Raw genomic sequence first — 13,025 nt, 5'->3', positions numbered from 1 at the left:
CGGCCATGGCGGAACGCAAATGCATCGGGGTGATCCTGGGGTCGATCCGGGAAGGGCGCATCAACGACCGCGTGGCATATTGGGTGATCCGCCAACTGGAAATCCACGGCTTCGCCACGCGCACCATCGACCCCGCCGATCCCGACCTGCTGCCGTTGCAGATGGGGGACGGGGCGGCGATCAGGCGCCTGCGCGACCGGATGGCCGACCTTGACGGCTTCGTCATCGTGACGCCCGAATACAACCACGCCGAACCCGGCCACCTTAAGACGCTGATCGACAGCGTCACCGCCGAATGGTGGGGGCGGCCCGTGGGGCTGATCGGCTATGGCGGCCTTTCGGGCGGGTTGCGGGCGCTTGAAGCGTTGCGGATCATCCTGGCGGAACTGCATACCGTCACGCTGCGCGACACGGTCAGCTTCGCCTCGCCCTGGCGGAAGTTCGACGAACTGGGGCACATGACCGATCCCAACGACGCCGCCGCAGCCGAGGCGGCGATGGCCGTCTTTGCGCATCGGCTGGACTGGTGGGTCGAGGCCCTGGCGAATGCGCGCCACGCGCGCCCCTATCACCCCGAGGACGAGTGAAAGGACAAGACGATGACCGCGATCATCCAGATCGAGAACCTGTCCAAGCAATATGACAGCGGCACCCGCGCGCTGAGCGACGTGTCCCTGTCGATCGAGGAGGGCGAGATCATCGCCCTGCTGGGCCCGAACGGGGCGGGCAAGACCACGCTGATCTCCATCATCTGCGGACTGGTGGTGCCGACCGGGGGCCGGGTGCTGGTGGGCGGCCACGATATCCGCACGGACTGGCGCGCCGCGCGCAAGCTGATCGGGCTGGTCCCGCAGGAAATCGCGCTGGAGCCGTTCGAGAAGGTCATCAACTGCGTCCGCTTCACCCGCGGCCTTTACGGCGAAGGCCCCGACGACGCCTATATCGAACAGGTGCTGCGCAGCCTTGCCCTGTGGGACAAGCGCGATGCCATGACCCGCGAATTGTCGGGGGGCATGAAGCGGCGCGTGCTGATCGCCAAGGCCCTGTCGCACCGGCCCAAGGTGCTGTTCTTGGACGAACCCACCGCGGGCGTGGACGTGGCCCTGCGCCGCGAGATGTGGGAGGTCGTGGACCAGCTTCGCCGCGACGGCGTGACCATCATCCTGACCACCCATTACCTTGAGGAAGCCGAGGAAATGGCCGACCGCATCGGCGTCATCAACAAGGGCCGGCTTCTGCTGGTCAAGCCCACGGCGGATCTGATGGGCGAATTCGGGAAGAAGACCCTGACCATCGAACTGACCGCGCCCTTGACGATGATCCCCGATGAACTGTTGGGCCGGGGTCTGCGCTTGTCGCCCGACGGCCGTGCGCTGACCTATGAATACGACACCCGCGCCGATCGGACCGGCATTGCGCGCCTGCTGGGCGATCTGGCGGGGCAGGGGATCATGGTGCGCGACGTATCCACCCGGCAATCCAGCCTGGAAGAAGTGTTCATGACGCTGGTCAGCGAACCGCGTCAGGAGGTGACGGCATGAGCGGTGTCAACTGGCCCGGCGTCTGGGCGATCTTTCATCACGAGATGATGCGGTTCTTCCGCACCGTCATGCAGTCGCTGTTGTCGCCGGTCGTGTCCACGGTGCTTTACTTCGTGGTCTTCGGCGCGGCCATCGGCGGGCGCATCCAGTCGGTCGAGGGCGTAGAATACGGCGCCTTCATCGTGCCCGGGCTGATGATGCTGACGATCCTTCAGCAATCGGTCAGCAACGCGAGCTTCGGCATCTACTTCCCCAAGTTCAGCGGCACGATCTATGAATACCTGGTGTCCCCCGTGGGCTGGATCGAGGTGACGCTGGGCTTCGTGGGCGCGGCCGCCACCAAGGCCGTGCTGATCGCGCTGGTGATCCTGCTGACCAGTTTCTTCTTCGTGGGCGTCCATATCCTGCATCCGTTCTGGATGCTGGCCTTTCTGATCCTGACGGCCACGGGCTTCAGCCTTTTGGGCTTCATCATCGGGCTATGGGCGAAGAGCTTCGAGCAGTTGCAGATCGTGCCGATGATGGTGATCACGCCCTTGGTGTTTCTGGGCGGCGCGTTCTATTCGGCGGACATGCTGCCGCCATTCTGGGAAGGCGTCGCCAAGCTGAACCCGGTCCTTTACCTCGTGTCGGGCTTTCGCTGGTCGTTCTTCGGCCTTGCGGACGTGCCGGTGGGCGTGTCCCTGGTGGCGGTCAGCCTGATGATCGCGGTCTGCTGCCTGGCGATCCGCTGGATCTTTGCGACCGGCTGGCGGCTGCGCGAGTGAGCCGGTCTGCTGGCCAAAGTCGCAGATCCGCGCCTGTGGGTCCATGCGGACATAGTCGCGCGCGGTGATCACCTGCATTTCCATCGTGCGGTTCCAACCGCCGAACCAGCGGTCCCGGATGCCGCCGCGATAGTAATTGCCCATGATCTGATCGACATAGGGCGGGATGATCTGGGTGTTGGGGATGCGCGGGGCGTGGAAACCGATGCGCGCCTGCGGTCCCAGGCAGGAATTGGGCAACGTCGTCAGGATCGTGCAGGCCGAACGGCAATAACCCCGGATGCGGACCGTCTTGCCCGACTGGGCCAGCCTTTCGCGCAGTTGCACCATCTGCAGCACATTGCCGCCGCGGTGGTTCACCACGTCGATGAAGCGGCCGCGCTCGACGATGTCGGCTTGGGAAGCGGCGGGGATTGCGGCGCTCAGCGCGGCAGCCAGGGTCAGGATCAGGCGAAATCGTGTCATGGGGCCATCTTGCCGATTGATCGCGCAGGGGAAAATCACGTTCTGGCGACGGTCCTGCCCCTTGCACGCCGACCCAACGTCAGATCAGCCCGGGCGGTTGCGCCATCACGATATCGGCCAGCACCATCGTGCCCCAGCACAAGGCCGATCACGATCCATCCACCAATCTTCTTCATGCCCTTCATGATGGGGCCGCAGGGCGATCTTGAAAAGCCCGCCTCGCGGGAATGTCAGGGCAGGGCCGTCTCTCCTCTTTTCTGATCGCACCGAATCACCTATTTGCGGCGGATGCACATGAACCCGCCCGACCTGCGCCCCGACCTGGCCCGCGCCCGCATTTCCGATGACAGCCTTCTGGGGCGCCGCGAAGGCCAGCCGACCATCGGCATGGTCAGCCTCGGTTGTCCCAAGGCGCTTGTGGACAGCGAACGCATCCTGACCCGCCTGCGGGCTGAAGGCTATGCGATCAGCCCCGACTACAAGGGGGCGGATGCGGTGATCGTGAACACCTGCGGCTTCCTGGACAGCGCCAAGGCGGAATCGCTGGACGCCATCGGCGAGGCGCTGCGCGAGAACGGCAAGGTTCTGGTCACCGGCTGCCTGGGGGCGGAACCCGAATACATCACCGGCGCGCATCCGAAGGTCCTGGCCGTCACCGGCCCCCATCAGTACGAGGCCGTGCTGGACGCGGTCCACGCCGCCGTGCCGCCGCAGCCAGATCCCTTCATCGACCTGCTGCCCGCATCGGGCGTCAGCCTGACGCCGCGCCATTACAGCTATCTGAAGATTTCGGAAGGCTGCAATCACAAGTGCAAGTTCTGCATCATCCCCGACATGCGCGGACGCCTTGTCAGCCGCCCGGCCCATGCCATCGTGCGCGAGGCGGAAAAGCTGGTGCAGGCGGGCGTCAGGGAATTGCTGGTCATCTCGCAGGACACCAGTGCCTATGGCCTTGACCTGCGGCACGCGACGGATCGGGGGCACCGCGCCCATATCACCGATCTGGCGCGCGATCTGGGGTCGCTGGGGGCCTGGGTGCGGCTGCACTATGTCTATCCCTATCCCCATGTCCGCGACCTGATCCCGCTGATGGCGGAAGGCTTGGTGCTGCCCTATCTGGATATCCCCTTCCAGCACGCCCACCCGGATGTGCTGCGCCGCATGTCCCGGCCAGCGGCCGCGGCCAGGACGCTGGACGAGATCGCCGCCTGGCGCGCGATTTGCCCGGACATCACCCTGCGATCCACCTTCATCGTCGGCTATCCCGGCGAGACCGAGGCCGAGTTCCAAACCCTGCTGGACTGGCTGGACGAGGCGCAACTGGATCGCGTCGGCGCCTTCCAGTACGAAAACGTCAAGGGCGCGCGCGCCAACGACCTGCCCGACCATGTGCCTGCGGAGGTGAAGCAGGACCGCTTCGACCGCTTCATGGAAAAGGCGCAGGCCATTTCCGAAGCCAAGCTGGCCACCAAGGTCGGCACCCGGCTGGAGGTGATCGTGGACAGCGTGGACGATCAGGGCGCCACCTGCCGCACCAAGGCCGATGCGCCGGAAATCGACGGCAACCTGTTCGTCGACGAGGGTTTCGAGGCGCTGTCGCCCGGCGACATCGTGACGGTGACCGTGGACGAGGCCGGCGAATACGACCTGTGGGGGCGGCTGTAACGGCGGCCACCTTGGCAGTGGCGGCGGGCGGGCCTGTCCGGTAAAGGGTATCGGGAACAGCGAAACCCCTGACCGGAGGCCGGTTTGACAAGCGCGTCCGACGATCTTCTGGCCACCGCAGGCGCGGTGCGGTTCGGCACGGTCCTGGCCGATCCGCCCTGGCAGTTCCAAAACCGCACCGGCAAGATGGCCCCCGAACACAAGCGCCTGTCGCGCTACCCCACGATGACCCTGGACGAGATCTGCGCCCTGCCGGTGGACCGCATCGCCGATGCCCGGTCGCATCTTTATCTGTGGGTGCCCAATGCCCTGCTGCCCGAGGGGCTGAAGGTGATGGAAAGCTGGGGCTTCACCTACAAGTCGAACCTGATCTGGTACAAGACCCGCAAGGACGGCGGCCCTGACCGGCGGGGCGTGGGCTTTTACTTCCGCAACGTGACCGAGATCCTGCTGTTCGGCGTGCGCGGCAAGGACGTGCGGACGCTGGACCCAGGACGCAGCCAGGAAAACGTCATCGCCACCCAGAAGCGCGAACACTCGCGCAAGCCGGACGAGCAATACGGCCTGATCGAGGCCTGCAGTTGGGGCCCGCGCCTAGAAATGTTCGCGCGCGGCCCGCGCAAGGGCTGGACCGTCTGGGGCAACCAGGCAGAGGATTACCAGCCCGACTGGCCGACCTATTCCAACCATTCCCAAAGCAATGCGGTGAAACTGCGGTGAGCGATGGGGGGCCGATGCCTGACGGGCAGCCGCGCAAGCCCGGCGCGCTGTGCATCGGCGCGCAGAAGGCGGGCACAAGCTGGCTGGCGCAGATGCTGGGCCAGCACCCGCAGTTCTGGATCCCGCCCTTCAAGGAGGTGCAGTATTTCAACCACCTGTTCATCCCCGAACACCGCCGCTGGATCGCCTGGCATTACCGCCAGAAACCGCAGGAAATCCGCGACCGCCATGCGCGGCGCGGCATCCCCATGCCGCCGGAACTGAACGCCTATCTGAACGGCGTGGCGCGTGGAAAAATGTTCCACAACCAGTGGTACAAGCGCATCTTCGCGCCTGCGCCACCCTCTGCCATGCCCATGGACTTCACCCCGGAATATTCGACCCTGCCGGCCGAGGGCGTGGATTATGTCGCGAACTTCCTGCCCAAGGCCAAGATCATCTATCTGATCCGTCATCCGGTGGACCGGGCCATTTCGCAACTGCGCATGAACCTGCAACGCGAAAGGCGCCAGCCCCGGACGCTTGCCGACTGGATGGCGGAACTCGACAATCCGGTGCTGTATGACCGGGGCGATTATGCCAGCTATCTGCCCCGCTGGGAGGCGCGATATCCCGGCATGCTGGTCCTGCCCTTCGGCCGCATCGCCCGCGAACCGCAAGCCGTGATGGATGCGGTCGAGGCCCATTTGGGCATCAACCCCTGGCCTTATGCGAACATGGCCGAAAGGGTCTTTGCCAACCGCGATCCGCTGCAACTTCCCTCGCAGGCCATTGCAGCCCTGGAAACCCGCCTGGCCCCGCAACTGGACTTCCTGAAAGATCACCTGGGCGCCGATTTCCTGGCCCAGACACGCTGACCTTTTCCCGGCCCCCGCTTTCGCCTACATAGCCGCAAAGCTTTGGCAGGAGATTCCGATGGCGTCCTATCAGTTCGTCTACCACATGGACGGCGTGTCCAAGACCTATCCCGGCGGCAAGAAGGTCTTCGAAAACATCCGCCTCAACTTCCTGCCGGGCGTCAAGATCGGCGTCGTCGGCGTCAACGGCGCAGGTAAATCGACCCTGCTGCGCGTCATGGCCGGCTGGGACAAGGATTTCACCGGCGAGGCCTGGGCCGCCAAGGGCGCGACCGTGGGATACCTGCCGCAGGAACCGGAACTGGATCCGGCCCTGAACGTGCGCGGCAACGTGATGGAAGGCGTGAAGGCCAAGCAGGCCAAGCTGGACCGTTATAACGAACTGGCCATGAACTACTCGGACGAGACCGCCGAGGAGATGGCGCGCCTTCAGGACGAGATCGACGCCGAGAACCTGTGGGATCTGGACAGCCAGGTGGACGTCGCGATGGAGGCGCTGCGCTGCCCGCCGGACGATGCCGACGTGACCAGCCTGTCGGGCGGCGAGCGCCGCCGGGTGGCGCTGTGCAAGCTGCTGCTGGAAGCGCCGGACATGCTGCTTCTGGACGAACCGACCAACCACCTGGACGCGGAAACCATCGCCTGGCTGCAAAAGCACCTGATCGAATACAAAGGCACGATCCTGATCGTGACCCACGACCGCTATTTCCTGGACGACATCACCAGCTGGATCCTGGAACTGGATCGCGGCCGCGGCATCCCCTACGAAGGCAACTATTCCGCCTGGCTGGAACAGAAGGCCAAACGGCTGGAACAGGAATCGCGCGAGGACAAGTCCAAGCAGAAGACCCTGGAACGCGAGCTTGAATGGATCCGCGCCGGCGCCAAGGCGCGCCAGGCCAAGCAGAAGGCCCGGATCAACGCCTATAACGAACTGGCCAGCCAGTCCGAGCGCGAGAAGCTGTCGCGCGCCCAGATCATCATCCCGAACGGCGAACGCCTGGGCAACCGCGTGATCGAGGTGTCGGGCCTGAAAAAGGCCATGGGCGACAAGCTTCTGATCGAGGATCTGGACTTTGCCCTGCCGCCCGGCGGCATCGTGGGCGTGATCGGCCCGAACGGCGCAGGCAAGTCCACGCTGTTCCGCATGCTGACCGGCCAGGAAAAGCCCGATGCCGGGGAGATCGCCTATGGCGACACGGTGCAACTGTCCTATGTGGACCAGTCCCGCGATGCCCTGGACGCCCAGAAAACCGTGTGGGAGGAGATCTCCGGCGGGGCCGAGCAGATCGTCCTGGGTGACGCGTCGATGAACAGTCGCGCCTATTGCAGCGCCTTCAACTTCAAGGGCGGCGACCAGCAGAAGAAGGTGGGCCAGCTCTCAGGCGGCGAACGCAACCGCGTCCACATGGCGAAGCTGCTGAAATCCGGCGGCAACGTGTTGCTGCTGGACGAACCGACCAACGACCTGGACGTGGAAACCCTGCAGGCCCTGGAAGCCGCGCTGGAGGATTTCGCCGGCTGCGCCGTCATCATCAGCCACGACCGCTTCTTCCTGGACCGTCTTTGCACGCATATCCTGGCGTTTGAAGGCGACGCGCATGTGGAGTGGTTCGAGGGGAACTTCGAGGCTTATGAAGCCGACAAGGTGCGCAGGCTTGGGCCGGACAGCATCGAGCCGAAGCGGGTGAAGTACAAGAAGTTTGCGCGATAGAAAGTAAACAGCCGTAGGGTGCGTGCTTCGCACGCACCGTTCCCGTGCAGTGATGGTGCGTGAAATCACGCACCCTACCTATGACTGGCGGTCAACCCGGCCATCCACCGGTGCGGTTTAGACCAATCTTCGCCAGAACACGCAACGCCTTCCGGCGTTGCGCAGCCTTCAGGCGTTGACCGGCGGCTTGCCGGGGCAGTTTGCCAGGATCGTGGTGCCGGGCGCGGCGGCCTCGGGCGCCAGGGTCGGCGCGGCGAGGGCCGGGGCTGCCAGCAGGCAGGCGGTCAGGGTCGTCAGGGCAAGCTTCTTCATGGACGTTCCTTTCCTGTCATTGGGTAACGCAGCGTGACCCGAATCGCGTCGGGCGCAAACACACAGCCGCGTTACCGGACCTTGCCCGTCCATCCCGGCGGACGCTTGCCCACCCAGTCGAAGAAGCGCCGCAAGTCGGGATGGGCGCGCAGCGCCTCGACCGTGGCATAGTTGCGGGCTAGTTCCGTCTCGCTCAGCGTCTTGTGGATGGTCTTGTGGCAGACATGGTTCAGCAGCACCGTCTCTCCGCCCTTGCCGCCGCGCAGCTTGGGGACCAGGTGATGGCGGCTTTGCGGCACGCCCGGCAGGATCGGGCGCAGGCACAGCGGGCAGATCGGGTCTTGGGCCATCGGTTCGGCAGCCTGCTTGCACATCCGGCGGGACACAACGCGGCCCGAGGCGTACCGTTGCGCCTGTCCGGCTTATTCGGCCAAGCCTGCCAGCGCCCGCCCTTCGTCGGACAAGAAGTCGAAATTTCTGCTGACGATAGGCTGCAGTTCTTCAAGTGAGGATTTCACCATGCCGCGCTTTTTCAGGATCTCTTGGCGATGGCGCGGGGTGTCGTTCATGCCGTGATGAGTCACAAGATTGCAGATCGACGGATCGGTGAGGCCGATGATCGCTTGCGGGATCTTGTAATGAGCATAGCCATAGACCGATCTTTTCGCGTTACGCACAGCAAGGCCGATACCCAGGAAGGGATTGAACCAGCGGTAAAGGCCCTGCGTGTCGCCGTCGATCACCGAATAGATCAGGTTGGGAAAGCTGATGGAAAAGGCGGGATATTGCGCCCACAGTGCCTGTCCATGCAGCCTCAGCCGTTCGATGAACCGTTTGGATAGAGCGTCGTCGTCGTCCAGCCTGAACTGCAGGCAGTCGCGCTGGATCAGGTTCAGTTCGGCCAGGATGTCCTTTTGGGCATCCACGACGTGCATGGGCGGCACGAAGCGCAAAACGACGTTCTGACAGGCGGCGCACAAGTCCCGCAGCCGCGCCTGATAGGCCGGGGACATCCGGTCCGAGGACACGACCAGGAAGAGAAAATCTCGGTCATTCTGCGCTTTCAGCGAGGCCAGCGTCAGCTTTTCAAAGGTGCGCAGGCGCGTTTCCATCCGGTCTTCGTCGAAAAGCTCGGCTTCCTTTTCGGCATAGACCCTTTCTAAATTTTGCGGGTCGATCTTGCGATAGGCTTTCCAGTCGCCTTGGCCGATCATCGAAAACCGGCAGATCCCCACAATGGTCATACTGGGCGCCATCAGCTGACCCGAGCCGTGACGGGAGTATGAAACAGGGGCCTTTCGTCGCGACGCTGCGCGTCGGCAATGTCGCGGGCCAGGAGCTCGGGCGTCGGGGAGGACCAAGGCGCGTCCGGGGCGATGAAGCCATGATCAACGAGATGCGCCCTAACCTCGTCAAAATCGATCTCGCCCCAGCTTTGATGGTTGGACTTCTTTCCGGCCACAAGATGTTCCGCAACAAGGCTGTTGATGATGACCGGAGGCTTGCCGATGAAGCTTTCCAGCTGGCGGCGCATGCAGTCCCATTCGAAATTGTTGCGCCGGACGACCACCGCAATTTCGGTGCCGGGATTGGCGGCAAGGCCCACCATGTGCAGGGCCGAACTGTCCAAACTGACGACCTTTTTCGCGGCGAGATAACGGGCGATTTGCTCCTTCCAGCTCAGCTTTTCCGCAAAGACCGGCTGATAGCCTGACTGCTGGAGGTTCTGTTCCAGCACCGATTCTGCTAGAATGCCGCCCTTGGCACCATACTGTGTCCGAGAGATATAGATCTTGTCCGGCCCGGCAGCAGGCATGCGGCCGATGGTGTTTTTGATCATCGCCTTGAATTCCGGTGTCCCTGTTGAGATCGAACCGAGCCCGAAGCCTTGTCCCGGCACGGTCAGATGTTCAACAAGCGTCGGCCGGGCGATCAGCAACGGCAGCTTTTCGACACCAATGGTCTTCAGAAACTCGCGTTGCCACAGCGGAAATCCGGTCAGGTGGGCGTGTTTCGGCGTCATCAGGATGCCGTCATAGCTATTGTCGTTGGCCCACAGCCGCCCGATCGTCTCGGTAATGAAATGCCCGAATTCCTTGTAGAACATGCCGCCGAACAGATAGCGGCCCTTCAGCGTCTCGACCGGCTCGGGCTTTTCGGTCAGAGCAAGCGACATCCGGTCGTCGTGGCGCCACATTGCAGCTTGAGCAATGTCGCCATCGCACCAGACGCCGCTGGGTGTCCGTGGGCGCGATACCATCGGCGGGGCGACGGTCGCGTTTTCAAGGATGACCAATTCTCTCGACCAGCCTTTGTCCGGCATCGGTGCGGTGGGTTGTGTCATATTTCTCACGGATGCCTGATAGTATCGGAGGGTTGATAGCTCCTTTGTGAGAATCGCACAACCAGAGGGTTTGTCGGGACTTACCCCCACTCCCAAGGCCGGGTGAATTCCCCCAGCTTCGCCTTGACCGCATTCTCGTCCACGGCCCCGTCGCGTGCCAGCCGCGCCACCAGGCCGCGCTTCTTGTCCTCGACGACCTCGGACACATGGGCGCTGGTGCCCTGCAGGGCGGCGTCATAGACACGCTTGATCGCCAGGCGGCGCAGATCAGGCTTGAAGATCTTGCCCACGGCGGTCTTGGGCAGTTCGGGCAGGATCTCGACATGCTTGGGGATGGCGGCGCGCTCGTGGATGTGGGTCTTGGCGTGATCCAGCAGTTCCGCCTCGGTGGCGGTGGCCCCGGCCACCAGTTCGACATAAACGCAGGGCAGTTCGCCCGCGAAGCTGTCGGGCTGGCCGATGGCGCCGGCAAAGGCCACGGCGGGATGGGACAGCATCGCCTCCTCGATCTCGGCGGGGTCGATGTTGTGGCCGCCCCGGATGATCAGGTCCTTGGCCCGCCCGGTGATCCACAGATAGCCGTCGTGATCCAGCCGCCCCAGGTCGCCGGTGCGCAGATAGATGTCCTCGGCGAACAGTTTGTGGTTCTTGTCGGCCTCGGTATAGGTGGACCCCGGAAAGACGCCGGGATTGGCCACGCAGATCTCGCCCACGACATCGGTCGGACATTCATGCACCTTGCCCGCGTCGTCGTGGTTGAGGATGCGGACATGGGTATAGGGCAGGGGGATGCCGACCGAGCCGACCTTCTTCATGCCGTCCACGGGATTGCAGCTGACAAGGCAGGTCGCCTCGGTCAGGCCGTAACCTTCGGCGATCTCGACCCCGGTGGCGGACTTGAAGCGGTTGTAAAGCTCGATCGGCAGGGGGGCCGACCCCGAGATCGCGGTTTTCAGCGATGACACGTCGGCATTGACCGGCCGCTGCATCAGCGCAGAGATCGCGGTCGGCACGGTGATCAGGAAGGTCGCCTGCCAGCGTTCGATCAGCTTCCAGAAGTTGTCGAAGACACCGTCGCCCCGATATCCGGCCGGGGTGGGCATCACCACATGCGCCCCCGAAGCGATGCAGGACATCAGCACCGGATAGGCCGCGAAGACGTGGAACATCGGCAGCGGGCACATCAGTACGTCGTTTTCGTCGAACAGCAGCGACCCGCCCAGCCAGCCGTTGTAGATCATGCCCGAATACTTGTGCTGCGCGACCTTGGGCGTGCCGGTGGTGCCGCCGGTGTGGAAATAGGCCGCGACGCGGTCCTGCTGCACGTCGTCGAAATCCAGGCGCGTGTGCTTTTCGGCACTGGTGGCGGCCTCGAAGTTCAGCACCTTGGCCTTGTGGCGGCGCTTCACGCGCGGGCGGATCAGCGGCACGATCCAGCGTTTCAGCCCGCGCAGATGGCGGTTCAGGTCCACCTCGATCACATGGGTGACGTTCGGGGCCAGGGCCACAGCCTCGGCCGCCTTCTGGGCCACGTCGGTCTTGGGGAATGCGCGCAGCGTCACCAGCACCTTGGCGCGGGTTTCGCGCAGGATGCCCGCGATCTGCTGGGCGTCCAGCAGCGGGTTGATCGGGTTGACGATGCCGGCGGTCGCGCCAGCCAGCAGGACCACCGGCGTCTCGATGCTGTTGGGCAGAAGATAGGCCACGGTGTCGGTGGGGCCGACGCCCAGCTTGCGGAACAGATTGGCCGTTTCGGTGACGCGTTCCAGCAAGTCCTGCCAGGTCAGGGTCGTGGCGTGGCTTTTCGGATCGGACAGAAGCTGGAAGCTGATCGCGGGCCGGTCGGGAAAGCGTTCGGCGGTGCGGGTCAGAAAGCCATGGATCGTGACCGGCAGGCCCCGCGCGTCATAAGGCATTTCCGCTTCCAGGGCGTTGCGGTCGTCATAGCTGCAAAAGCGCGTCATATTTCCCCCTCCCACCGGGATCACCCTCCTGATCCCGCTTTTCAATACAATGGGCTATCGGCGGGAAAAGGGGCAATAGGCTTGTCCGCGGGGCGCGGCGAAACGCGGCGTCAGGTCATCCCCGACGCCGCGTCAGGCCGTCATTCCTGCGGAATGCGCAGGGTCTGGCCCGGATAGATCTTGTCGGGGTCCGTCAGCATCGGCCGGTTCGCCTCGAAGATGGCGTTGTATTTGCTGGCGCTGCCCAGATAGGCCTTGGCGATGGCCGAAAGGGTCTCGCCCTTCTTGACGGTGTGGAAGACGGGGGCCTTGCCTGCTTCCACTCCGGCCTCGGGCAGGTCGGCCTCGACCTTGGCGATGCCTTCGATGTTGCCCACGGCCAGGATCAGCTTTTCAAGGGTCTCGCGGTCGGCGCCCTTGCTTTCGATCTTGACGGTGTCGCCGCCGCGCAGGGTCAGGTGAACGTCGTCCTTGTCCAGGTTCAGCGCCCTGAGTTCCGCCTTGAGCGCCGCGACCTTGCGGGTCGTTTCGGGATCCTGCGGGGCCTTGCCTGCCGCAGGGGCCGGGGCGGGCTTTGCCTCGGCGGCTTCGGCTTTGCCAAAGACCGATTTCCCGGCGTCCTTGACGAAATCCCAGATGGCCATGATGCGTCCTTTCGGATGTTTCTGAATGGTTT

Annotated in this window: 14 protein-coding genes; 8 read left to right on the top strand and 6 right to left on the bottom strand. The window is 63.9% G+C overall.

Features of this window, described 5'->3' with window-relative positions:
* Positions 1-5 precede the first annotated feature (5 nt).
* The 8 genes from CK944_RS04250 (at position 6) to ettA (ending at position 7,729) form a co-directional block, all read left to right on the top strand.
* Positions 6-587: an NADPH-dependent FMN reductase gene (locus tag CK944_RS04250; RefSeq protein ID WP_103171800.1), complete on the top strand. Its 582-nt coding sequence runs from the start codon at positions 6-8 to the stop codon at positions 585-587.
* Positions 588-599: 12 nt separating this feature from the next.
* Entirely contained in the window at positions 600-1,541 is a 942-nt protein-coding gene (locus CK944_RS04245) for an ABC transporter ATP-binding protein (RefSeq protein WP_103171799.1), read from the top strand.
* The gene (locus tag CK944_RS04240) at positions 1,538-2,308 is read left to right on the top strand and encodes an ABC transporter permease (RefSeq protein ID WP_103171798.1); all 771 of its coding nucleotides are present in this window, start codon (positions 1,538-1,540) and stop codon (positions 2,306-2,308) included. Before CK944_RS04245 ends, CK944_RS04240 begins: the two co-directional genes overlap by 4 nt.
* Before the next feature lie 195 nt (positions 2,309-2,503).
* Positions 2,504-3,034 carry a hypothetical protein gene (locus CK944_RS23145; protein ID WP_158247953.1) on the top strand — a complete coding sequence of 177 codons (531 nt, stop codon included), beginning with the start codon at positions 2,504-2,506 and terminating at the stop codon, positions 3,032-3,034.
* Positions 3,035-3,061: 27 nt separating this feature from the next.
* Complete coding sequence (gene rimO, locus CK944_RS04230; RefSeq protein ID WP_192877723.1) at positions 3,062-4,438, top strand: 30S ribosomal protein S12 methylthiotransferase RimO; 1,377 nt, start codon at positions 3,062-3,064, stop codon at positions 4,436-4,438.
* A gap of 84 nt (positions 4,439-4,522) precedes the next feature.
* A complete protein-coding gene (locus CK944_RS04225) occupies positions 4,523-5,158 on the top strand; it encodes an MT-A70 family methyltransferase (protein WP_103171796.1) in 636 nt (211 codons plus the stop codon).
* Between the two features lie 14 nt (positions 5,159-5,172).
* Entirely contained in the window at positions 5,173-6,015 is an 843-nt protein-coding gene (locus tag CK944_RS04220; protein ID WP_103171795.1) for a sulfotransferase, read from the top strand.
* A 58-nt stretch (positions 6,016-6,073) separates the two neighbouring features.
* Positions 6,074-7,729, top strand: a complete 1,656-nt coding sequence (gene ettA / locus CK944_RS04215; protein ID WP_103171794.1) for an energy-dependent translational throttle protein EttA — start codon at positions 6,074-6,076, stop codon at positions 7,727-7,729.
* A gap of 168 nt (positions 7,730-7,897) precedes the next feature.
* Here the strand turns inward: ettA and CK944_RS23140 are convergent, their stop codons facing one another.
* From CK944_RS23140 to lysM, 6 genes are all read right to left on the bottom strand, one after another.
* Positions 7,898-8,041 (bottom strand): hypothetical protein, encoded by a 144-nt coding sequence (locus CK944_RS23140; protein WP_158247952.1) that lies wholly within the window; start codon positions 8,039-8,041, stop codon positions 7,898-7,900.
* Positions 8,042-8,112: 71 nt separating this feature from the next.
* A complete protein-coding gene (locus CK944_RS04210) occupies positions 8,113-8,391 on the bottom strand; it encodes an HNH endonuclease (RefSeq protein ID WP_103171793.1) in 279 nt (92 codons plus the stop codon).
* 72 nt (positions 8,392-8,463) lie between these two features.
* Positions 8,464-9,285, bottom strand: coding sequence for a glycosyltransferase (locus CK944_RS04205; protein WP_103171792.1), 822 nt, complete (start codon positions 9,283-9,285; stop codon positions 8,464-8,466).
* An 11-nt stretch (positions 9,286-9,296) separates the two neighbouring features.
* The gene (locus CK944_RS04200) at positions 9,297-10,385 is read right to left on the bottom strand and encodes a DUF563 domain-containing protein (RefSeq protein WP_103171791.1); all 1,089 of its coding nucleotides are present in this window, start codon (positions 10,383-10,385) and stop codon (positions 9,297-9,299) included.
* 80 nt (positions 10,386-10,465) lie between these two features.
* A complete protein-coding gene (locus CK944_RS04195) occupies positions 10,466-12,349 on the bottom strand; it encodes an acyl-CoA synthetase (RefSeq protein ID WP_103171790.1) in 1,884 nt (627 codons plus the stop codon).
* 140 nt (positions 12,350-12,489) lie between these two features.
* Positions 12,490-12,993: a peptidoglycan-binding protein LysM gene (gene lysM / locus CK944_RS04190; RefSeq protein WP_103171789.1), complete on the bottom strand. Its 504-nt coding sequence runs from the start codon at positions 12,991-12,993 to the stop codon at positions 12,490-12,492.
* Positions 12,994-13,025 lie beyond the last annotated feature (32 nt).

It is taken from the genome of Paracoccus sp. SY (genome assembly GCF_002901215.1).
In the GTDB taxonomy this organism is placed as follows: domain Bacteria; phylum Pseudomonadota; class Alphaproteobacteria; order Rhodobacterales; family Rhodobacteraceae; genus Paracoccus; species Paracoccus acridae.
The sequence above is the reverse complement of the archived record's forward strand: the minus strand, read 5'-3'. Positions and strand labels throughout refer to the sequence as shown.